Source organism: Paenibacillus wenxiniae, assembly GCF_039822605.1.
Lineage (GTDB): Bacteria > Bacillota > Bacilli > Paenibacillales > Paenibacillaceae > Saccharibacillus > Saccharibacillus wenxiniae.
In genome coordinates this window covers 1-24,546 of sequence record NZ_JBCGUH010000017.1, presented here as the reverse complement: position 1 = coordinate 24,546, position 24,546 = coordinate 1, and the positions used below count along the sequence as shown (strand labels likewise).

The following is a 24,546-nucleotide window of genomic DNA, read 5'->3' as shown; positions in this document are numbered from 1 at the left end:
TCTATGCTGGAAACACTGGAACCCCAATTTTGGAGTATGACGTATCAGGAACGAATCTCTCCACAGGAAGCCTTTGATCTGTATGATGAACTGGATGCAGTGGAACTTCATGATATGATGGGCGTTTGGCGCGGTTTTGAACTGCATACCGGGCATCCGATGGAAGGTGCGCTAGAAAATTTACACTGGTACGGCAAAGCATTTCATTCTGCCAATCAAGTCGACCCGCTGCTCTTTTACAAGCGTAACGGCCATATTTTTGCTGCCGATCCAGGACGTATTTTCGATAAAATGAAAATTATTCCGAGCGAGGGTGGAGAAGGTCGTTTGCGTATGGTTGAGCATCGTGGACGTATTACCGCTACACTGCTGTATGACCATTTGCCGATTATGGATCATTTTCGCCGGGTCAGTCCGGATGTGTTGATGGGGTATATGGATATGAAAGGGAATATGGAGCCATATTTCTTTTATTTGAAAAAACTCGGTTAACTGGATTGAATAGAGCAAGGATGTTTATGTTAACAGCAATAAAGTCATTTTAAATCAAGTCTGTTGAATGAAACCCTTTGGATATGCTTGTATTATAGGTGCAATCAAAAGCATGATTATAATCAAAGTTAGAGATCAGATAGTCAACAGAACTTTAGCTAATCTAACCGAATCGAATACGAATAAAGTAGCGTAGCTGGCGGTCGTATGTCAGCTACGCTTTTTGGCATGTGTATGGGAATTCCCTGTCCTTTCGCCTACTTTTTCCACCAGTTTATAAAAAGTTTAAACTTCGTTTAAGCTCTGGATAGAATCAACGCACTTTTATTTATGGGGACTTTATCTTCTTGATCTATACTACCTCTATATCCATACGACACCGTTTATGATCAGGAGGAAAATGAATGAAGAAGTACCCAGCCTACTTTGTGCTGCTTGCCGGTATGGTTGCAGCCAGCAGCCTATCCGGTGTACCCGCAGCGTTTGCAGCTTCCACCAACCTATCCGCTACATCAAGCAATCTTGCAACGAATCGCTCGCTTGCATCTCTACCTACAATCTCACTCCAAGCCGGCGTTAGCGTCCGATTGACCGATATACAGCTTGCCGCACGCAGTACGAGCGGCGTACTTACGTATACGCTCACCTACATCAACAAAACATCCAGCCCGTATAAGCTAGTCAATTCCTTCTCACGCGCCTACACTTCGCAAAATGGTTTTGTCAAAGGTGTTCCTATTCCTGAACACAAAGACCGTATCACCATCGCCCCGGGAACAAGTCAGGCGATCACCTATTATGTACGCGTCCAAAATCAACAGACGATCGCTGGCAGTAAGATTGCGATGTACGGCTGGGATTTTAATAGCTCTACGTATGAAAAGAAGCTCGGCACCTTTACGATTCCTGCCAACTATTCCGCAGCCATTCCATCCGGTCAGAGTAAAAAGATTACGGTCGGTGGAACATCACTTAAACTACAGCCACAGCAATTGCAAATCGTCAATTACAACGGCAAGCGTTATGCTCGTCTGACGATAAATGTAACGCATCTGGGCAGCGGATTGTTAAGCTCGCTTCCTTACACCGCTTATTTACAGTCCACAGGTGGAGCGAGTTATGAGCTTGCACTGGATCAAACGAGCCGCAAGCTGGATATTCAGCCCGGCGAGACGAGCAGCGTCAATTATGTAACAGCGATTCCAGATGCACTTCAGACCAATAAACTAACATTGCAACTTACAGGAACGACCAGTCCTTCTGATAGCAAAACCGATACGACTTCCACGTCTACCAGTCTGGAGCTGCCTGTTGCTTCGTTCAAATTGCCTGCTGTCAGCGCATCCAGCTTGACGGTGCCAGTTACCAAATCACGCAAGCTAATGATCGACGGTACGACGATCGATACACAGCTTCGTACCGCCAGCCTATCCACCAGTGGTGACAAAGCAGCCTGGACATTGCAATTCCGTTTGAAAAATACAGGCAACAAAACGATTATACTGCCCGCTTATGAAGCGGCTATTCGTTCATCCGAAGGCTACACTTTCCCTATTACGACAAAGGCATTTACCCGTCTAACACTCAAGCCATTGGAGGAAAAGCTAGTCCAGCTATCTGCCGAAGTACCGCTTCAACTCAAGCAGCAACAACTACAGCTGCAATTGATCGAGCCTGCGGCTACAACAACGGATAATGGCACAGCGGCTGCACAGACAAGCGACACCTCGCGTACAGGTACACCGATTATTTTACCGACTGCCTTTTACATGATTCCTTACAAGCAGGAGCAAAGCCAGTCGATCCAGACCGAGTATACGTTGGATAACAATTACGGTAGTTTCGGCGCTACGATTGAATCGGTACAACGGTTGCCGTGGACGACAGACGATATCGTCGTAACGAAGCTTCGTCTGCGCAATGCTGGTACTGCTTCCGTTGATCTGCCTGCACTGGGCGGCTGGATGAAAACACAAAATAACCGCATTAGCCGTTCGATTCAGCTCATTCCTGAAAACAATGACAGTTCACTTGGCGCTGGGGAGAGCCGTGTCTATTATGCAGTGGCTCATTTTGATACAGGCATCGATATGGATGGGCTTAAACTGGAACTTGCTCCAGTCGCTGATACGTCATCCGATAGCGCTGGTAAGACATCATCGTCCACACTGGACAGCAGCAATCCATTCCTGTCACTAAATATCGGACAGCCTGACTCTGCCATTGCCCGTATTGCTCGTGGTGCCTCTTTCCATACGCAGACAACTGGTAAAAAAGCAGAGATCAAAGAACGCCGTACACTGACGTATGGCGAGAACAGCCAGAAAATTGTGTATACCGAACTGGAAATGAAAAACGAAGAGAAACGCAGTTCCGCTTCCTCCCGTCTGGTCGCCTATTACAAAACGCCGGATAACGAATATTACGAAGCAACGATCGTACAGCCTGAACAGGCAATCGGCCCGGATGGTAAAAGTCTCGTTAACGTCTCTGCCAAGCTGCCTGCTGCGGTCAACACGTCCAACCTGACACTCATGATTGGTGAAGCGATTACAGACGGCAAAATGGCAACAGCAGGCGCAGCACCTACTGGCTACATTAACGCTACCGAGCTGACACTTCGTCCACAACCTGCACCGGTCGCTACGAGTGCAAGCAGCGAGATGGATCTGTTCCCGTATCGCTTTGCGATCAATGGTGCTACCGGAACGCTCAATCAAGGTGAAGATACGATTGCAATCAATATGACGTATAGCCTGAGCAAGGACAATACGTACACGATGGGCACGTATGGACATACCCTTATTTTGCAATGGGTGGATCAGAATGGACGCATTCAAGAAAAGAGCTTTGCACCGGGAACCGATCTGACCGTCGGCAAGTCGATTCCGTACTCGCTCACACTGACAAGCAATACGTACAAAACGAGCACCGGCGGTAACTTTTCGATTAATGTGTACGATGAATTCCAGGGCGAGCGCATATTGCTCGGTACACAGAGCTACCCTATCGACTACTCTGCTATCATCGTGCCGCCAACCAATTCTTCACAGGGCAGCGGTAATACATCATCGACCGGAGGAACAGGTAGCGGTAGTAGTTCTGGCGGTAATGCTAGCAATAATGCAGGCACCGGATCAGACAACGGAAATAACAACAATATAAATAGCGGCAATAAAGCTGGCAAATAACGGAGGCGCTCATGCATAACAAAAAGAAAATCTGGATCACCGTGGCAGTGGTCGCTGCGCTTGCTGCTGCCTCTGCTGCGGTCTACCTTTTATGGCCCAAACAGGCACCGGAAACCGTCATCGATGCTACACCCTCCATCGCCGTACAAAAGGGCGAAATCACCGTACTGATCAAAGGCTCTGGCGCTGTCAAAGCAACGAATCAGACAATCGTGTACACCGAGCAAGAAGGTACGGTTCGCGCGGTAAATGGCAAGTTGAACGAACGGGTCAAAAAAGGACAGGTGCTCGTCACCTACAAACCCAAAGACAATACAAAAGATGTCACCCAGCAGCAAAATACACTCAAACAACAGCAAACCGATCTGCATGACAAACAGGAACAATACAAGCAGCAAATGATGGATAATGCCGCTCAGACCGATCTGGACAGCACCCGTCAGGCGATTGAAAAAGCAAAGGACGATATCGCCACAACGCAGACGGAGATCGCACGTCTGCTCAAAGAGCAGGCGCCCCCGGCTTCCCTGCTCGCTCCTTCCGATGGCACGATTACGAAAGTGAGCGTGTTCTCCGGCAGTGCGACCAGCGCAGGCGCTGAAGCCTTTACGATTGTGAACTATCGCGATTTGAGCGCTACGATTCAGGTCGATGAAATGGAAATTTTAAAAGTACGTCAGGGTATGAAAGCGACACTGTCACTGGACGCGCTGCCTGATCAGACGTTTACCGGTCATGTTTCCACGATCGCCAATGAAGGTTCCGCCAAAAATGGCGTTTCTACCTTTGGTGTCACGATCCATCTGGACGATCCGGGCAATATCAAAGCAGGTATGTCAGCACAGGCGAGCATTCTCGTACAACATAAGCAAAATATATTAGTGTTGCCGATTGAATCCGTGATTCAGCAAGGCAATCGTTATGTTGTAAATAAACTAAGTTCAACTGGCGGTGCTACATCAGCGTCCAGTCCATCAACAGCGGAACAGGCAGTTACGGTAGGCATTCATGATCAAAGTCAGGTGGAAATTGTGAACGGTTTGAAGGAAGGCGAGCTGGTGAGCCTGCCCTCGTCGGATATGAGCGGACTGAGTCCATCCACAGACACAGCGAACCAGAGTGTAGGCGGCTTCACCAGCGATAGCTCAGCGACAACCGATTCCAGTACCAGCACATCGGGTACAACGGATAGCACTTCCTCTACCAGCGGTAGCACAAGCAGCAGCGATACGAGTAATACGAGTACGGGAGGCAGCGACAGCAACAACTCTAGCAGCGGAGGTGCCAGTTAAGATGGAGCCATTGATCCAGATTGAACATATGTCGCACGGCTATATGATGGGTGGACAACGGATGCCTATTTTACAAGATATTTCGCTCACCGTGAACAAAGGCGAGTTTGTCGCCATTATCGGCCCTTCCGGCTCTGGCAAGTCTACACTGATGAATATGATCGGGTGTCTCGATCTGTCGAATAGCGGTGATTATAGGCTGGATGGGCACAATGTGCGCAAACTGTCTGACAATCGACTTGCCCGCATCCGCAATGAGAAGATCGGCTTTATTTTCCAGAGCTTTAATCTGTTGCCCAAGCTATCTGCGGTTGAAAATGTGGAATTGCCGCTCGTCTATCGCGGTCTGTCGCATCGTGAACGCAAAAAGCGAGCGACCGAAGCGCTACAGCAGGTTGGACTGGAAGAACGTATGCATCATCGTCCAAATCAGCTTTCCGGCGGTCAGCAGCAGCGTGTGGCGATTGCACGCGCACTGGCTGGTGACCCGCCGCTACTGCTTGCCGATGAACCAACCGGTGCGCTTGATACGCATACCGGACGTGAAGTGATGCAAATGATCAAAGGGCTGCATGCACAGGGGCATACGATCATTTTGATCACACACGATCTGGATATCGCTGATCAAGCGAAGCGTGTCGTTCGCATTCAAAATGGGATGCTGACCGAGGACCGGAGGAATGAAACATGATCTTTTTTCAAAGTATACGGATGGCACTGCTCAGCATCATTGGCAATAAAGTGCGTTCGTTTCTAACGATGCTGGGCATTATTATCGGTGTATCATCGGTCATTTTGATCGTCTCACTCGGTTTGAGCTTTAACAATCAGGTGACCGATCAATTTGGTGATCTCGGTACCGATCTATTGTCTGTTAATATTTTCGGCTATGGCGCGGTCACATCGATGACACCGGAGGAAGTGAACGATCTGGGCAACATTCCCGGCGTAGGTGGTGTTTCCCCTACGATTACCGGTAGCGTCACTGCCAAAAACCGTAATCGCAATACCGATACCAATGTGGAAGGCGTACTGCCTGCGTATGAATATGTCAAAAACTTTCATGTACAGCGTGGACGCTTCCTGCTCAATATCGACAATCAATATCGGCAAAAGGTTGCTCTAATCGGTTCGGAGACCGCAACGAAGCTATTCGGCATGCAGGACCCGGTTGGACGCGATATTCGGCTCAATGGCGATACCTTCACCATCGTTGGACTGCTCAAAGCTAAAGGCGATAGCCTGATGGGTTCCAACGATAATAAAATTCTTATTCCGCTGGCAACGGCAGAACGCTTTTTACAAACGAAAGGTATTCAATCGTTCGAGATCAAAGCGAGCGATCCGAAAAACATTCCAGCAATCAAGGAACAGGTACAACAGGTGTTAACCGCCAAAATCGGCGATCCATCCGGCTTTGATATTTTCGATGCACAGGCGATGATCCAATCTGCTGAAAAAACGACAGCCCTGCTCTCTGCTTCACTCGCAGGTATTGCCGGCATTTCACTCATTGTGGGCGGGATCGGAATTATGAACATTATGATCGTATCGGTCAATGAACGCACACGTGAGATCGGGATTCGGAAAGCGATTGGTGCGAAGAAAAACAATATTTTGCTACAATTTATGATCGAATCGATCTTCCTCAGTACGCTTGGCGGTAGCTTTGGCATCGGTACAGGGCTAGGACTCGTCTGGATTGCCGGACATTTCACGCCATTTCAAATTCAATATGCGTGGAGCATGGTAGGAATTTCGTTTGCCTTTTCCTTCGTCATCGGGGTGCTGTTCGGTATTATTCCGGCGAACAAGGCGGCACGATTACGTCCCATTCATGCGCTGCGTACTGATTAAGCACAGATTGAGCCTGACAACGTTCAGTCGAACATGATGTATTCTGATTCGTTCCATACAAACATAATTTACTGAACCTATGTATTCGCTTCAACTCACCTAAACCTCGCTATTCGCTTCAACATAGCGATTGCCGGATACAGGTTAGGTAGGAAGCGAATAGTCTGCTTATGAACATGCCCTACAGTATATGACGCACACGATCATTCGATCATTACCCGATCATGTCCCTGTTCTATGCTACAATAAAGCCGTAAATGCCTATCTAATGCCCAAAGGAGTCAAGGTATGACTATTAAGCACCGATTGATTATTTCCAACATTTTGATGATTGTCGTACCTGTCCTTATCTCTGCGATCATTATTGCCGCAGGTCAGTACATGTCGCTTCAATACTGGAAAGCAAAGTATCCCAGCGATCCATCTGGATACGATGTGCCGGACACGCTGACTTCCGCTGCCATAACATTGAGCCAGGACCCGAATAACGTCCACTCTCAGCAACGACAAAAGCTAGAAAGCTATTTACAAACAAATCATATGCGGCTTACTGTGCACAACTATGATTCGCATAAGCTACTGCTAGATCTGGGCGATCCCAACATCGATTCGGCTAATGGAATGATTCAGGCGATCTGGGCATTAAATGGCGATGGCAGTATCGTACTACAAAATTCCAGCCTTACCGGTAAAAAGGTGATCGTAGGCGACAGAACGTATCTGGTATCTACATTTAACGAGTATGCACCGCTTAGCGATACAGCCTACAATACGGAATACGATTCACTCATCACCTTGTTTACGATCCTATTTATCGTAGGCGTCATCGTGACGATCTTTTTCACCAATCGCTTTTTAACCCATTTTGTGTTTAAGCATATTAATCAGCCGTTGCGGATGATGATTGAAGGGGTACAGCAGATTCGAGATGGTAATCTGGATACACGTATTCGGTATACCGGCAAAGACGAATTTGCCGGCATTTTCCACGATTTTAACGATATGGCGGAAAAGCTTAAACAATCGATGCAGCTCATCCAGCGTCAGGAAAATAACCGCAAAGAGCTGCTCGCCAGCATCTCGCACGATCTGCGTACTCCACTCACCTCCATTCGCGCCTATTCAGAAGGTTTAATGGACGGTATAGCCAACACGCCAGAAGCGCGTCATAATTATATTAAAATGATCAAAACGAAAGCCGAAGATATCGACCGCATGGTCGGGAAAATCTTTCTTTTCTCCAAAATGGACATCGGCGATTATCCATACGATCCAGAGCTATTGGATGTGAATCGTGAACTGGAATCGCTGGTACGCGCTACAACCGAGGAATATCGAGATCGCGGCTTGGCTGTACAACTGGATCTGGCTTCCGAGCCGGCTCGCATCTTCGCTGATCCGCTACAACTGGATAGCATATTCACCAATATTATGGAAAACAGCCTTAAATACCGACAAAAAGAACGCGGCTTACTACAAATCCAGACGATCGTACAACGAGAACAGATCATTATTTATTTGACTGACGATGGACCTGGTGTACCGGAGCAGTCGCTGGGTCATCTGTTTGACGTCTTTTACCGAAGCGATCCGTCACGTAATAACCCGAACAAAGGTAGCGGGCTGGGACTTGCCATTACCGCCAAAGCCGTCGAACGGATGGGCGGTAGTATTAAGGCGCTGCATGCCCCGTCTGGCGGACTGCGCATCATTATCCGTTTACCGTTAATCGTGCAGGAGGAGCAAGCATGAAAAACATTTTAATTATCGAAGATGACGAAGCGATCGCCGCCATTGAGCGCGATTACTTGGAGATCAATAACTTTGCCGTACAGATTGCCGATAACGGCATCACAGGCGCCGAGCTAGCTCTATCCGGGCGCTTTGACCTGATCCTGCTCGACCTGATGCTCCCCGGCGAAGACGGCTTCTCCGTCTGCCGTAGACTGCGTGAAAAGCTCGACATCCCAATCCTGATGGTCACCGCCAAACAGGAAGATATCGATAAAATCCGTGGTCTCGGTCTGGGTGCGGATGATTATATCGTGAAGCCATTCTCCCCGAATGAACTGGTCGCACGGGTCAAGTCCAATCTGGCACAATATGCACGGTTAAAAGGTAATCTGGAACAAAGCGCACGCGGCGGTAATATTGAGATTGGGCCTTTTTTGATTAATATCGATGCGCATCGTGCGTACTTGAATGGGCAGGAGTTGGAGCTGAAGAAGAAGGAATTTGAGCTGCTGCATTTTCTCGTTATTAATTCGAATATTGTGTTTAGTAAGGACGCGCTGTATGAGCGGATCTGGGGTTTGGATTCGATTGGGGACAGCGCGACGGTGGCGGTGCATATTAATCGGCTGCGGGATAAGATTGAGGCTGATCCGGGCAATCCGCATTATATTCAGACGGTGTGGGGGGCGGGGTATCGGTTTCAGTTGTGAGGGGATAATATGATCGATTAGTTTATTTAGTACTACTATAAGTTTATAAAAATAACTACTACAATGAAATACTCCATCTTTAAAAAGCTACGATCATGAAGAAATCGTAGCTTTTTAAAAGTACTCAAGTGGCTCTTAAGAGCTAGCTTACCTTCCTTGCTGTTCAATTCTCATTTTCATTGTGTTTCTCAAAAGCTTGCTTGACCAAGAACATAACATCCTCAATCTGCTCAATGGATTCCATACCAATTTCTACATCACCATTTCCCCATCTTCCCAGATTCGTAACGTCTTTACAGATGCCTTTTGGATCATAAATCTCACTGAATTGCATATTAAGACTTAACCGCAGTCGATTCTTTTGAGGAACGATGTCCACAAAATTGGTTGTGGTTTTATAGGCGATATATAACTTTTTAAATTCTTCTCTTACTGAGCTATCCAAATTAATAATTCGCTTTCGAATCTCTTCAAATAGTATCAGCATATTTCCTTGCAATTCAGAGTGATCTGCTATTGAATAGGTCGCCAACTGCAAACTTTGTTTTGAAGTGGCATACTTTTCCAAAACATTGAAAGGAAGTTGAGGATATTCCCAAACTAAAAGCGCTTTGTTTGCCAATCGATCTGCTCGCTTGGTGATTTCGTCTGCATTCCATGTATCCAGTGATCCAAGATCTTTATTCAAACGCAAAGGACTGTCTCGGAATCCCCCTTCCATATCCCTTTTTTCTTTAAATGGCTTATCACTTAATTCTGAATTATAACGAGTTAAGGTCAAATTCCCTAATGTGTGTAAATAGGAGTGATGTATTTCTTCCCAATTCGGCCCAAGATCATCTCTCCATTGTATAGAAAGATTATGATTTTGTGGCATAATATGTTCGATTGTATACGTTTCAATATCAACAATTTCTTTACGAGTGTAATTTTCAAGTTTTCTAAGTATATAATTTCGATTTCTAAAATTATATACATCTTTAATTGCAAGCTCTCTTACAAACTCCTCATTGTTGGGGAATCGCTTGTACGCATCTTTTAAAATAAAGGCGGCTGTCATACTCTCCAAGTAACTCTCTTTATCGATCTCTTTACTAAACGTAGCAAATGTTTTGTTTAATGAATTGGTAGGAACTCCACAAATGGCTCTTCGAAATACATACGACTCCACCATTCTTAACACGGCTATAAATTCACCTTTTTGAAGCTTCCCGTCTTCATAATCGCTGTACAATTCTAACAACAGTGGATAAGCAACATCAACTTTCAGCGTATTAATATCGCTTAGTACCTGATTAATTTCTTGATCATAGTCCGTTTGAAACGACAATTTCGCGAAATATTTAGAATAACGATAAATATCAGCGACAATCTGTTCAATTGTACTATCTTTAAAGTTGTAGACATAATCTTTGAAGCTCAAATATACATCATTGATATTCGAAATCCGTCCTGTTTTAACCGTCAGATAATCTCTCATGAATCGATCAAATAAGTTGGAGTCATTCAGATTACCGAAACTTTTCTCCATCGGATACCAATAATGATCATAAATTTTGTTCTGTTCTTGGGGTTCTAATTTCATTAGTATGTAATTTCGAATTAAATCCGCCTGTGTAAGATCTAAGCCAGTTGAGTTGAGACTTTCAAATATTAACTGAGGGTTATCATGATCCCTATCCAATGCAATATCTACAACTATCAACTTAGAAATACCGCGATATAGTTTGTTTAGATCAACCCCTCCTTTTTTTATTTCGCTTAAGAAAAAGTTGTAATTCTCAATTACTCTTTGCGAATCCTCATCTAATACATCTTTATTTGATAAAAGATGTATTAATGTTTCCTTGTCACTCTTCGTAAGAACAAGTTTGTAGAACATATCATCCTCTTCGTCATTATTCACTAAATAGTAATTCATGATCTTCTTTTTTGTGATATCGTATGTTTGGTCACTATCTTCAATCGCATTACCTAAAGCTAACAAAAACAAAGTTAATGTAGTCAACCTTTGTTGACCATCAATAACTAGAAGTTGAGGTACAGATGATATTTGATAAAGACCTCTCTCAATATACACAATAGAGCCTACGAAATGACCTTTTAGTTCATCATCTTCTGCTGCTCTTACAATGTCGTTCCATAGCTGGCGGCATTGTTGCAACGTCCAACTATATTTCCTTTGATAAATAGGGATAACAAACTGTTTTGTACCTTGCATAAATTTCAAGAAATTAGTCTCTGATGCCTTCATCCTAAATCTCTCCTATTCCTATATTGTATAGTTTATCAACATATCTAACTAAAAACGATCTAGTATTATTCATCATTTACTATAATCTTTTTAAATTAATACCACCACCTATAATTTTACTTTTCAAACTAACATTTTTAATTCTTATTAAAGAATACGCTCCACTCAATTTTGGACTTTACATACTAACATTCAAATTAGGCTATAAAATAAAAGCCGACTGAGATCAGAAAACTATCTGAAATCAAATCGGCTTAGAGTTTTAATTTATACATTTCATGCTATTTTTATAAAGTATATGAACATTCCAATTATAGCTAAATACTTGCGAACCTTAATCCCTACTACTCCACCGTCACACTCTTCGCCAAATTACGCGGCTTATCCACATCATGCTCCAGTGCAAGTGAAGCATAATAAGCAAGCAATTGCAGCGTAACAACCGATAGCGCCGGGCTGAGCAGTGGCAATGTTTTCGGAATCGTCATCACAAAGTCAACCGATTTTAGCAGGTCTTCGCGATGCTCTTCATATGAGATAACCATCACTTCACCGCCGCGCGCTTTCACTTCCTTGATGTTGCTCACTGTTTTCTCCAGCACGTCTTCCTGTGTCGCCAGTGCGATCACCGGAATACCGTCTTCGATCAGCGCCAGTGTACCGTGCTTCAGCTCACCCGCAGCATACGCTTCAGAGTGAATGTACGAAATCTCTTTCAGCTTCAGCGAACCTTCCTGTACAACCGCATAGTCCACGCCGCGTCCGATAAAGAACAGGTGCTTATGCTGTGCGATATGCTCCGCGTATTTTTTGATCTCTGGCGCCATCGCCAGTACCGTTTCCACTTGCTCTGGCAGAGATTCCATCGCTGCCAGTGTCGCTGCGATTTCTTCTGTCGTTTGTGTACCGCGTACTTCTGCCAGATGCAGACCGAACAGATAAAATGCGATCAGTTGAGAAGTGTAAGCTTTCGTCGAAGCTACCGCAATCTCAGGGCCTGCCAGTGTTGCGATCACATCGTTCGCATCACGAGCGATCGAGCTGCCTACCACGTTCGTTACCGCGATTACGTGCGCGCCATTCGCCTGTGCTTCACGCAGTGCTGCCAGCGTATCTGCCGTTTCACCCGATTGACTAACTACGATCACGAGCGTGTTCTGGTCAACGATTGGGGAACGATAACGGTACTCGGAAGCCACGTCTGTTTCGACTGGAATTTTCGCTAGCTTCTCAATGATGTTACGTCCTACCAGACCTGCATGGTATGCTGTACCACAGGCAACGATCTGTACGTTACGGATGTTACGAATTTGCTCAGCGGTCAGTTTCAGATCGCTGAAATGAACGCCTTTGCCATCATCGTTAATGCGACCTAGCATCGTATCACGATATGCTTTTGGCTGCTCGTGAATTTCTTTCAGCATAAAGTGGTCGTAACCGCCTTTTTCAGCTGTAACTGCGTCCCAATCGATACGAATCATTTCCCGAGAAATGAAGTTGCCTTCGATTGTCATCAGTTCCACTGCATCACGTGTCAGAACAGCCATTTCGCCATCGTTCAAGATGTAGACGTTACGTGTATATTTCAAAATAGCCGGAATATCCGAACCGATAAAGTTCTCGCCTTCACCTACACCGATAACGAGTGGGCTTGCTTGACGAACCGCAACCAGCTTGTCTGGCTCATGCTCTGTCAGTACGCCCAGTGCAAATGCACCACGCATATAAGTAACTGCCTTTTGCACAGCTTTCACGATGTCACCTTCGTATTCACGTGCAACGAGGTGAGCGATAACTTCGGTATCTGTTTCGGATACAAATTGAATACCGGAGCGAATCAGTTCATCTTTCAGCTCCAGATAGTTTTCGATAATACCGTTATGCACAACGGAAAACTTATGCTGTGCATCTGTATGCGGGTGAGAGTTCGCGTCAGATGGTTTACCATGTGTCGCCCAGCGTGTATGTCCGATCCCTGCTGTACCTACAAGTGGATGTTGCTCCAGCTTCGATTCCAGGTTAGCCATACGTCCTTGCGCTTTAACAACTTGCAGACCTTCGCCAGTAAATACCGAGATGCCTGCGGAGTCGTAACCACGATACTCCAATTTACGCAACCCATCGACCAAAATTTCTTGTGTGTTCTGATTCCCAATATATCCAACAATACCGCACATGTTTATATTCCTCCGCTTCAATAGTTCGTTCTAGGAATGAATGGACATGAGCACGCGGAAATAAGAGCTACAACAGTATTCAATTGTGAATGTACATGTCTTCGCTCGCTCTTCTTCCTGCTGCTCTGCACATTCATGATGATGATTTATGGTGCACCTGGCAGAACCTTTGTCACCAGGATCACTCCTGGCATTTGGATTCCGCTTTACGGTATAGTGCATTACCGGAAGGTCCCCGCCGAATGTTTCGAACACCTTCACCTCGTCAGCTCGATGCATTTCCGTCCGTCTCTCGAGCTCTGGCGCTTGATCTTACTAGGGTTAACCGCGATCCTCACCTTCTATCTTAGAGTGGAGCTACTTTCGTAATATTGCTAATGTTACAGTTATATTACAAATAGCAACTCGTTCATTATATGCATCTTTTGCAGTTATGGCAATGATAAAAATGTGACAACCCTATGATCGCTCTCTCAATCGCATGAGACAGCGTCGCTGGACATGACCATTTCCATTAACCAGCAGCCAGAAATGTTAAACCGATATGCGGACGAGGCAGACGAAAGATATTCTATTCAGCTATGGAGATGGGTCATTCATAATAAGTTCCTATTCCTAAATAATCAGTCAGCGTAGAATGTAGTAGAATGCAATAATTAGTACAACGTTAACGATGAGAATAAGTGCACTACTTATATTGTCGACACCTAAATCCCATATTATTACATTATTACCTCAATTTTAGATATAAAAACCACATCTATTCATCTAGCGCTCTTCGCTTTTTCTATTCCCATTCCCATTTTCATTCCTTTTTCCTTGTTCTCGTTCGTGCCCTTATCTCCTATATCGATAAATTGCAGCTCTAGCAACGATGTATAGCCCTACCTTGCTCACTTCACAGCAAAATTCGCATCAAAAAAGAGCATCCCACTGCCGCGGATGCTCTTTGCTTAGCGAATCAACGTATTATACGAGTTCTTTTTTCACCACATCAACGATTTCACCTACGAATTGCTCCAGTTCATCCTTGTCTGGTCCTTCCGCCATTACGCGGATCAGCGACTCCGTACCGGATGGACGAACGAGAACGCGTCCATTGTTGCCTAGCTTCGCCTCTACACCTTTGACAGCCTCAGCGATCGCTGGATTGCCTTCATAACGCGCTTTGCTCTCGACACGCACGTTTACGAGTACCTGCGGGTATTTGTCCATCATCGATTTCAGTTCGCTCAGCTTTTTACCGGATGCAACCAGTGTATCCACTAGCTGTACCGCCGTCAAAATGCCATCACCTGTCGTGATGTAATCGAGGAAAATAACGTGACCAGACTGCTCGCCACCAAGCGTATAACCACCGCGCTTCATTTCTTCCATCACATAACGGTCGCCAACCGCTGTCTGGGCTGTGCGCAGCTCCAGCTTCTCGGTTGCTTTGTAAAAGCCAATATTGCTCATTACGGTTGATACGATCGTGCTATCTTTCAGTTTACCTGCACGGTTCATCGCATCGCCGCAAATGCACAAAATGTAGTCACCATCGACTTCTTCACCTTGATCATCAATCGCAATTAGACGATCCGCATCGCCGTCAAAAGCAAGACCGATATCCGCTCCATGACGCAGCACTTCTTGTTTGAGCAATTCTGGATGCGTCGAACCGCAATGATCGTTAATGTTCAGACCGTTTGGCTCAGCGCCAATCGTAATAATTTCTGCACCCAGCTCTTGGAACAGCGCAGGAGCAAGCTCATAGGCAGAGCCATTTGCGCAATCGAGTACAATTTTCAAACCTTCAAAAGAATGAGTGATCGTCGATTTCAGATGCTCCAGGTATTTGAACTTGGACGTATCATCGTTCACAATCGTACCTAGCTCTGCACCGACCGGACGTGGCAACGTATCCTGCTCTGCATCCATTAGCGCTTCGATTTCCAGTTCAGTTTCATCGGACAGCTTAAAGCCATCTCCACCGAAAAACTTAATGCCGTTATCCTGTACCGGATTATGGGAAGCCGAAATCATCACACCAGCATCCGCTCCCAGTAAACGGGTAATATAAGCAACTGCCGGCGTGCTAACAACGCCCAGACGAATAATATGCGCGCCAATCGACAGCATCCCTGCAACGAGTGCAGACTCAAGCATCAGACCGGAAATACGTGTGTCCATCCCGATGACTACCGTTGGTTTTTCTGCACCATGTGTTAGTACATAACCGCCACAACGTCCGATTTGATAAGCCATTTCTGCGGTAAGCTCTTTATTGGCGACACCACGCACGCCGTCTGTTCCAAAATATTTACCCATGAATTATGCTCCCTTATAATTATATTCAGTTGGATGCTCTCATCCTGTTTAATGATTACCATGTGAAATAGGGCACACCGATACATCGGCTCGAATCGCTCCGACCGATGTACCCATGTGCAACCCTTTCTTTATACGTCTTCTATACATGTACTGTCAATAGCGCAATTCTGACATTTCTGTTTGCGCGATTAATGATACGTATTGGCGGATACAACCGGCTTGCCCAGTGCTCGGTCGACTGTAGTTGCCTGCGAACTAGTATTGGTTCCTGTATCACCTGGATCGGCAGACGAATTACTGCCTCCATCTGTTGATGGATCCGTACCTGTACCGCTACCTTCTTCTGAAGGTGTTTCTGTATTATTCCCTGTGCCTGAGCCAGACTCGTTCCCTGGTGTTTCCGGTGAAGTTGAAGGATTATTGCCTGTACTGTTACCTGCTTCCGTCCCGTTACCGGGCTCTCCCTCCCCGGTATTGCCTGAGCCTTCATTTGGATTGGACTGCGAATCAGGTGGCGTTGTCGAGCCATTGCTTTCCGTCACAGTGACAGTTACGGTCATCTGTTCACCTGGATTGGACAAGCTCACCGTCTCGGGAAGCACGAGCTGTACTGGCAATTTATACGTACCCGCAGCACGTCCACTCAAGTTCACAGATGCTTTAATATCTTCCGGTCGCACCGCCTGAATCGCATCAGGTGCGCCTTTAATATTGATGGCCACCTGCTGGGTTTGTGGCTGCGTAATTACCGCTTCCAGATTCGTGCCGATGCCGGTCAAGCGCACTGGCACATTTTGTACTGTGCGTTCTGAGAATTGTTCGGTCGTAATTTTCACCTGTACGGATGAAGGCGAAATCCGATCGGTTCCTTCCGGTAGATCAAGTGCAGCCGTGAGGGTCACTGTTCCTGCCTGCTCAATCGAGCTTAGATTTACAGATGCCGTAATCGATGAACCGAGCGACGCTAGCTCCGATTCGGAGCCATATACGGTCACTTCGTCCGCACTGACTTCTGTCCCAGCTAGAACGAGGTTATCTGGCAATTGACCGATATAGCTCAGATTAAGCGGTAATGTGCGGGAAGAGGCTCCGATAGGCACCTGCACTTTGACCGAAGCTGGCGAGACGACCGCATCTTTCATCGCTGTACCACTTTTATCATATACAGCTAGCGTGACTGTCTTACTGACTGTGTTGTTCGCACCCGCAATATTAATTACACCTGTCACACTGCCGACATCGCTTAAACGACTTTCTGGCAGCGTCACTTTCACCTTATCGGTGCCATCGGTAATAACAGGATCACCTTTTTGATAGCCTGCTGCTGGTTCGCCTTCTACCTTAATTTGTGGAGTAAACGAGTTCGATGTTTTCTCTTCAATCGTCACCTTTACAAAGCCAGGTGTAGAGGATACATACTGCACACTTGCAGGCGTCTCGGCTACGATCGGTAAAGTGACCGTACCTGCACCTTTAATATCGCTCAGGTTCACCTTTGCTTTATAACTATTGGTCGAAAAGTAGGAAATCAGATCAGATTGTCCGCGCACCTCAATATTGACTGTCGCGGGTTCAATAGATTTTAATACATATTTGTCCTCATCAAATCCATACGGTTGTACCTGTACGTTATTGATCACACTCGTTCCCACCGCCGCAGATGTGGTCGAGGTTGGAATCGTATTGTTATCCATATGAACCATAACCCATAGCAAAATGCTCACCACCAGCGCGAGCACCTTGGCGACAGTATTATTACTGATCCATTTGTCCATCATCGTCTTTTCCCCCCTTCCGCTTCCAGAACGGGAGCTTTTTCTCTGTAGTTACATTCGGCTTCAGCGCCTCATGCAGCTTCGAGATTAGCGATTCTTCATTAATATCACGCACGACCTGTCCATTCATCGCCAGCGACACCTGACCGGTCTCCTCGGAAACGATAAGCGAGATCGCATCGCCTACCTCACTAATCCCGATCGCAGCGCGGTGCCTTGTGCCCAGCTCTTTACTAATAAACGGATTTTCAGATAAAGGAAGATAACAGGCTGCCGCGGCAATTTGTTGTCCTTGAATAATGACTGCACCATCATGAAGCGGTGTATTCGGGATAAAAATATTAATAAGCAGCTCTGAACTAATGACCGACTGCATCTTTATACCGGATTCCGTATACTCGTTCAATCCAGTCGTTCGCTCAAATACAACAAGCGCTCCGATTTTACGCCGGGACAAATAGTTAACTGCTTTGATCACTTCATTGATCATACGTGTGATTTCTTCCTCATCCGCCACGGTACGTCCAAATATTTTACCGCGTCCGAGCTGTTCCAGACCACGTCGTAATTCTGGCTGGAAAATGATAAAGATCGCGAGTACACCAAATGTGAACGCTTGATTCATCAGCCATTTGAGCGTGTACAGATCAAACCAGCTACTAAGTGCCCATACGACAACGAGCACGAGAATACCTTTTAATAGTTGCACCGCACGCGTACCGCGTACAAGCAAGATCAGTTGATAAATGATATACGTCACGATCAGAATATCAATAATATCTTTAATGGAATCCTTCCAAGTCAAGTCCGCAAAATACTCCATACTGCAACCCCCGTTATGTTCTATCTGGTGGACCCTTAACCTGGCATCTATCGTCCAAGTCTTACCAGGGTATGCCGGTAACGATGCCCATACTGGGCGTTATTATCCTATTACCCTAACTTGCTGCCAAAATGACGATCTTTTTTGAAAATAAATCGATTCGTTGGTGGCTGCAGACGACGGATAGATCCCGTTCCTATTTTCTTATTTTACACGCTTTTTCATTCAACATGCAAAGAACATCCCTCTCCATACAAAAAAAGACGCCATCTCGGCAAGAGGCGCCTTTCAGTTCATCATTTAATTGGTAGAGGCGACATCCGCAAATGCAGTTGAAATTTTGTACCAGAGCCAGCCTACTGCTTGATCAATCGTCTGAACCTGTCCGGAGATATGAGCCGTGCTTGCTTGAAATACGCTACCGTCGATAACTGTTACATTGCCTTCAACGTCACCGTAAATCTTGGCTTGTCCTTTTTCTATCGTCAAATTGCCGGCGATGGTTTTTCCTTCCGGCACAATAACCGTATTACCTTCAATCACAACTTGATCTAAATTTTGCCCTTTGACGATCATCTCAGGACCTTCATCCCACAATGGCAATGTGCCGAGCAAAATAATAAAAAATGCGGCGGCTGCGGTTAATGCCGGATGACGTTTTAACCATGTAATCCACGCCGACGGCTTTTTAGGCTTCGGCAATGACTGCATGATCCGGTCAGTAAGCTCATCAGATACTGGCGGCTTGCGATGGTTGACAGCAAACAAGAGCAATTCGGTCTGCTCTAGCTCTTTAAAAACGGCTCGGCATTCCGCGCATTCAGACATATGCTGTTTCAGCTCTGCTGCCTGTTCATCCGGGAGATCGCCGTCCAGATACTCATGAATATAGGAGACGGCCAGTTTGCAATCCATATGAGCCATTCCTTTCTCGTAAAATAGTGCCTCATGCATCATACCATAGATGGCAATGTGCATGGAACAGCGAATACTCTGTTAAATACGGTGCAACTTCAGTAACGTTTCAAAAATACACAAAGATTTTTTAGAATATTTTCCCAAGCTTGATTCATCCAGCATTACAGTTTATTTTCTAGCTTTTTACGCAAAAATTCCCGTCCACGGTGAACACGTGTCTTGATCGTCGTCACAGGCATATCCATCACATCGCTAATTTCCTGTAGCGACAACTCTTGCAAATAGCGTAGTACCATCACCGTTTTATATTTATCCGGTAGCGAATCAATCGCCTGATGAATCAGCTGCTGTGTTTCAGTGAGCATATATTCGCTTTCCGGTGTACGTTCATCACCAGGAATGAGTGCATAACCATCCGTATTGTCCTGATCGTTCAGCTCCGCATCCAGTGAAAAGCTCGGCTTACGTTTACGAAGCCGGTCAATACACAGATTGGTCGCAATCCGATAAATCCAGGTTGAGAACTTCTGCTTCGGATCATAACGATCCAGATTTTTATATACCCTTAAAAAAGTTTCCTGTACGACGTCTTCCGCCTCATGCCGATTACTGAGCATACGATAACCGAGGTGAAAGAGCTTATCCTTATATAAATCCACGATCTCGGCAAATGCACGTTGATCACCCTTTAACGCCAGCTTCACCAGTCTCGTATCCAGATTATCCACCATCACTCCCCCAAACTATGTTCCCGATATGTATAGGTTTTCTGTATTTCACCCTTTTACAGTCCACTTAAAATCGTACTGGATGATCCGTTAAATTGCAATCTTAATCGGACATTAAATATACAATTTGTTAAAATTCGTCTGCGATGTATTGATTTTAGCAATAGATTGTAAAGGATTTGAACATACACCGAGGTCGCATACACCGAGGTCGCATACACCGAGGTCGCATACACCGAGGTCGCATACACCGAGGTCGCATACAAAATGGAGCAGGCGCATCGCGCCCGCTCCATTTTTAGTTACCCCTACGTACTCATTAACGTCAGTATCAACCGGTATTACGCAAGCCTGCTGCAATACCATTAATCGTAAGCAATACTTCACGCAGCAACTCTGCATCATCCGAACCGTCCTCACGGATGTTACGCAGCTCGCTGAGTAGTTGAACTTGCAAATAGCTCAGTGGATCAACATACGGATTACGCAGACGAACCGATTCCTGAATCACCGGCACATTGTCCAAAATCTCCTGCTGGCCACTAATTTGCAGCACCAGATCACGAGTGAGGTTGAACTCGGTTTCGATCATACCGAAAATACGGGTGCGTACCGCATCGTCCTTACACATTTTAGCGTATTCTTGAGCAATCGTCAGATCCGCTTTCGCAATCGCCATTTGTAACGTATCAATCAGTGTTTTAAAGAATGGGAACTCTCTATACATTTGCTGGAGTGTCGCCATATTTTCCGGATTGTTCTGATAAAAATGTTGGATACCTGTACCGGCTGCATACCATGCAGGCAGCAGATAACGGCTTTGTGTCCATGCAAATACCCATGGAATCGCACGCAGATCCTCAAAACGATCACTATTTTTACGTTTAGATGGACGAGAACCGATGTTCAGCTCGCCCACTTCAGGCAATGGTGTCGATTGTTTGAAAAATTTCATAAAGTCCGGATCACGGAAAATCAGATCCTGATACTTGTTCAGCGATACTTCCGAAATGCTACGTACAATTTCGTCCCATGCCTGATTGTTTTCACCAGCAGGCTCGCCCACTTTGGCAATCATCGCTGAGGTAATCAGTGCCGAGATCGCTTGCTCCAGACTGCGGTAAGCAATCCCTTGCAGAGAGTAACGAGAAGACAACACTTCCCCTTGCTCTGTAATTTTGATACCGCCGCCGATTGTATGTGGTGGCTGTGCCATAATACTGCGATCCAGAGACATACCGCCGCGACCAAGCGCTCCGCCACGACCGTGGAAAAATTTGAGTTTGATATCATATTCCTGTCCCATTGCCGTAATTTCATTCAAGGCAAGGCGTAACTCCCAGTTAGCTGTAACTACGCCACCATCTTTATTACTATCGGAGTAACCGAGCATAATCTCATGCAAATTGTTCATCGCCGTTACACCCGCACGATAGGCAGGCAAATCAAGCACACGGCGCATAATGGCAGGCGCTGCATGCAGATCATCGATCGTTTCGAACAGTGGTACGGCTTGCAGTGTACAATGTACCGTACCGTCTGGCAGCAGACGGAACAGCCCCGTTTCCTTAGCGAACACCATAACTTCCAGAATATCACTTGCACCCTGGGTCATGCTGATCAGATAGCTGGAAATACACTTCTTACCAAACTCCTGCTGTGCATTAGAAATCGTACGATAGACAGCCAGACATTCTGCTGTACTCTCACTGTAGTTGAAGTAAGGCGAAGTCAGCGGACGTGGATCAACTAACAGCTTGCCCAGCAATTCGATTTTCTCATCCTCGCTCAGTGTAGAGTAGTCTTCCACAATCTGCATGCCTGCCAAAATTTCTTTCAGTGCATTTTCATGCTCCTGACTGTGCTGACGTACATCCAATGTTGCCGTATGGAAACCAAACAGCTCCACCTGACGAATCATTTTCTGTACATACGTATCTGCAACATAATCGGCATAATGATGACGCAGACTTTTATCGATCGTCCACAGGTCTTCCAGCAGCTCAGAAACGTCGTTATAACGCTCCAGTGTACCACGTTTCGAATCGTCCACGACATTGTTCAGCTTACGCAGCATATATGCGATTTTGATACGGTAAGGCTCGTTTTCATTGTTCCAGCTATATGTTTTGTCGATCGTTACGTGAAGACGGTCTTTCTGAATCGAAGACAACAGCTCTTCCGAAACGTCGATAATCGTTGTGCTAAAGCTCAGCGAGTTCATCATCTCACGGAGGATACGCTGATATTCGCGAATCGCTAGCTTACGCTGCATCTGCAATGTTTTCCAGGTCACATCCGCTGTTACCGATGGATTTCCATCACGGTCGCCACCGATCCAGGAACCAAAACGCAGGAAGCCGGGTACATGCCAGTGATGATCTGGATAATGCTTAGCAAGCGAACGCTCAAGCTCCTGATACAACTCCGGCAATACATCAAACAGCGTTTCATGGAAATAATACATTCCGTTTCGCACTTCATCCAGCACCGTTGGCTTGCGATCACGCAGCTCATCCGTTTGCCAGAGCGTAATGACTTCGTTCAGAAGCTTCTCTCGCAGCTGCTCACGCTCACGGAAAGTCAGAGTCGGGTTGTCCAGCAGTTTCACATCTTCAGAGATACGTTTATGAATATCGAGAATAACACGACGCATTGCTTCTGTCGGGTGAGCAGTCATCACAAGCTCCAGCGATAGATCAGCCAGTAACGCTTCAATCTCATCCGCTGTAAAATTGTTCTTTCTCAGCTCCTGTACAGCACTCTCCATCGAGCCTTTCTGTACAGTCTCCCCAGCAGAACGCTCATAATCGCGTTTACGGCGAATACGATGATTCTGTTCAGCGATATTCACGAGTTGAAAATAAATCGCAAACGCACGTATAACCTGATGTCGGTTATCCGAATCCAAATGAAGGATCAATGTTTTAAACTCATCAATGACTTCTGGTAACGATACAGCACGAAGCGATTTGCTCAGCTCACGGATTTTCTCTACAATGTCCAAAAGCTCTTGTCCGCCCTGATGCACGAGAACTTCACCAAGAATGTTCCCCAAAAAGCGTACATCACGACGTAGCAAATTGTTAGAATGATTTTTACTTACATTCACAGTCAACTCAGACATGCTTCTCCTCCTATCCTTCCCCACCGGTGTTGATTCTATTGAAGGTTAACATCTTCTTCACATCATACAACAAAGCATGTATGAATACTTTAATTAATTTGCAGGTTGTGAGTATTTATGCAAACATTCTGTCAATCATTCATAATGACTTCACAGCGTTATCGCACTACATTATTATACTACAATCCTTTAAAGTGTGAAGGCTAAATTAGTCCTATTGTCAAAATGACAATATTCCTGTCTCTATTACCTAGCAAGAGTTCATCGTGCTAACTTCAATCTATATGAATATAGTATAGATTCGATCGAAAAAAAGCTGAATTCATGATAGCGCCGTATAAAATAAGAGTAAACGTGTTCTTCTCCAGGCATATATGCACACTGTTTTAATGAAACATACACCACTCTGGAAAGGAATATTGGAACGGACTTCGGTTTCGTATAGGACGATAGGACGCTATAGAGTAGACATATATTGTAGATTCCTGTGCTCAGAAGCCGTGTAATTTCAACACAATTAGCAAACTTCCGTCACTACTGAATACGCTTGCATAGTCGAATATAAAAGTCTCTCATTTTTCTGGTTTGGAGGAATACGATTGACTTCCTCATTCCAGCTTATGTTTTAACCCATGCAAATTCAACGTCGCATTCAAGGCATCGTATACAAATCACACCTATGTAGCATGATGAATTCATCTAAAATCACCCTCAAAGTAACATCATGAGTTCATCTGAAATTGCCCTCAAATAAAGAACCATCGCTATACTTAGAAGGCTGTTCTTCATCGCGCATTGCTTTTACATTGATACCGCATCCTGAATTTTACATTGATGAGATACAGCATCCTAAACTAAACCCGTATATAGCAAAAAAAGACCGTTTCCGGTCTTATTTACATGATGGAGCGGGTGATGGGAATCGAACCCACGCTACCAGCTTGGAAGGCTGGAGTTCTACCATTGAACTACACCCGCGTACAATCGGGATGACACGATTTGAACATGCGACCCCCTGGTCCCAAACCAGGTGCTCTACCAAGCTGAGCTACATCCCGATGTGCAGTAATATGAAAATATGGCGCGCCCTAAGAGATTCGAACTCCTGACCTTTTGATTCGTAGTCAAACGCTCTATCCAGCTGAGCTAAGGGCG

The 24,546-nt window shown here is 45.5% G+C and carries 15 protein-coding genes and 2 tRNA genes; 7 read left to right on the top strand and 10 right to left on the bottom strand.

All coding sequences use genetic code 11. The features are described from left to right. Positions 1 to 3 precede the first annotated feature (3 nt). From AAHF22_RS20645 to AAHF22_RS20615, 7 genes are all read left to right on the top strand, one after another. Positions 4 to 492: a DUF4334 domain-containing protein gene (locus AAHF22_RS20645; protein WP_347326907.1), complete on the top strand. Its 489-nt coding sequence runs from the start codon at positions 4 to 6 to the stop codon at positions 490 to 492. A gap of 404 nt (positions 493 to 896) precedes the next feature. Then, positions 897 to 3,683, top strand: coding sequence for a hypothetical protein (locus AAHF22_RS20640; RefSeq protein WP_347326906.1), 2,787 nt, complete (start codon positions 897 to 899; stop codon positions 3,681 to 3,683). An 11-nt stretch (positions 3,684 to 3,694) separates the two neighbouring features. Then, a complete protein-coding gene (locus AAHF22_RS20635; RefSeq protein WP_347326905.1) occupies positions 3,695 to 4,975 on the top strand; it encodes an efflux RND transporter periplasmic adaptor subunit in 1,281 nt (426 codons plus the stop codon). Between the two features lies 1 nt (position 4,976). After that, entirely contained in the window at positions 4,977 to 5,666 is a 690-nt protein-coding gene (locus AAHF22_RS20630) for an ABC transporter ATP-binding protein (RefSeq protein WP_347326904.1), read from the top strand. Further along, the gene (locus AAHF22_RS20625; RefSeq protein WP_347326903.1) at positions 5,663 to 6,832 is read left to right on the top strand and encodes an ABC transporter permease; all 1,170 of its coding nucleotides are present in this window, start codon (positions 5,663 to 5,665) and stop codon (positions 6,830 to 6,832) included. Before AAHF22_RS20630 ends, AAHF22_RS20625 begins: the two co-directional genes overlap by 4 nt. Positions 6,833 to 7,120: 288 nt before the next feature. Then, the gene (locus AAHF22_RS20620) at positions 7,121 to 8,584 is read left to right on the top strand and encodes a sensor histidine kinase (protein WP_347326902.1); all 1,464 of its coding nucleotides are present in this window, start codon (positions 7,121 to 7,123) and stop codon (positions 8,582 to 8,584) included. After that, the gene (locus AAHF22_RS20615; protein WP_347326901.1) at positions 8,581 to 9,276 is read left to right on the top strand and encodes a response regulator transcription factor; all 696 of its coding nucleotides are present in this window, start codon (positions 8,581 to 8,583) and stop codon (positions 9,274 to 9,276) included. Before AAHF22_RS20620 ends, AAHF22_RS20615 begins: the two co-directional genes overlap by 4 nt. Before the next feature lie 163 nt (positions 9,277 to 9,439). Here the strand turns inward: AAHF22_RS20615 and AAHF22_RS20610 are convergent, their stop codons facing one another. The 10 genes from AAHF22_RS20610 to AAHF22_RS20565 all read right to left on the bottom strand — a co-directional run bounded on the left by AAHF22_RS20610 (position 9,440) and on the right by AAHF22_RS20565 (position 24,449). Then, entirely contained in the window at positions 9,440 to 11,530 is a 2,091-nt protein-coding gene (locus AAHF22_RS20610) for a GmrSD restriction endonuclease domain-containing protein (RefSeq protein ID WP_347326900.1), read from the bottom strand. 344 nt (positions 11,531 to 11,874) lie between these two features. After that, the gene (gene glmS, locus AAHF22_RS20605) at positions 11,875 to 13,707 is read right to left on the bottom strand and encodes a glutamine--fructose-6-phosphate transaminase (isomerizing) (RefSeq protein WP_347326899.1); all 1,833 of its coding nucleotides are present in this window, start codon (positions 13,705 to 13,707) and stop codon (positions 11,875 to 11,877) included. 969 nt (positions 13,708 to 14,676) lie between these two features. Further along, a complete protein-coding gene (glmM, locus tag AAHF22_RS20600) occupies positions 14,677 to 16,017 on the bottom strand; it encodes a phosphoglucosamine mutase (protein ID WP_347326898.1) in 1,341 nt (446 codons plus the stop codon). A 191-nt stretch (positions 16,018 to 16,208) separates the two neighbouring features. Further along, positions 16,209 to 17,798, bottom strand: a complete 1,590-nt coding sequence (locus AAHF22_RS20595; protein WP_347326897.1) for a CdaR family protein — start codon at positions 17,796 to 17,798, stop codon at positions 16,209 to 16,211. Next, complete coding sequence (cdaA, locus tag AAHF22_RS20590; protein WP_347326896.1) at positions 17,776 to 18,618, bottom strand: diadenylate cyclase CdaA; 843 nt, start codon at positions 18,616 to 18,618, stop codon at positions 17,776 to 17,778. The genes AAHF22_RS20595 and cdaA overlap by 23 nt, the downstream gene beginning before the upstream one ends. Positions 18,619 to 18,918: 300 nt before the next feature. Next, on the bottom strand, positions 18,919 to 19,533 hold the full coding sequence (locus tag AAHF22_RS20585) for a zf-HC2 domain-containing protein (protein ID WP_347326895.1): 615 nt from the start codon (positions 19,531 to 19,533) through the stop codon (positions 18,919 to 18,921). A 164-nt stretch (positions 19,534 to 19,697) separates the two neighbouring features. Beyond that, complete coding sequence (gene sigW, locus AAHF22_RS20580; RefSeq protein ID WP_347326894.1) at positions 19,698 to 20,267, bottom strand: RNA polymerase sigma factor SigW; 570 nt, start codon at positions 20,265 to 20,267, stop codon at positions 19,698 to 19,700. Between the two features lie 328 nt (positions 20,268 to 20,595). Then, complete coding sequence (ppc, locus tag AAHF22_RS20575) at positions 20,596 to 23,391, bottom strand: phosphoenolpyruvate carboxylase (RefSeq protein WP_347326893.1); 2,796 nt, start codon at positions 23,389 to 23,391, stop codon at positions 20,596 to 20,598. A gap of 904 nt (positions 23,392 to 24,295) precedes the next feature. Continuing rightward, positions 24,296 to 24,369, bottom strand: a tRNA-Gly gene (locus AAHF22_RS20570). 6 nt (positions 24,370 to 24,375) lie between these two features. Further along, positions 24,376 to 24,449 (bottom strand) — tRNA-Pro (locus AAHF22_RS20565). Positions 24,450 to 24,546: the final 97 nt, after the last annotated feature.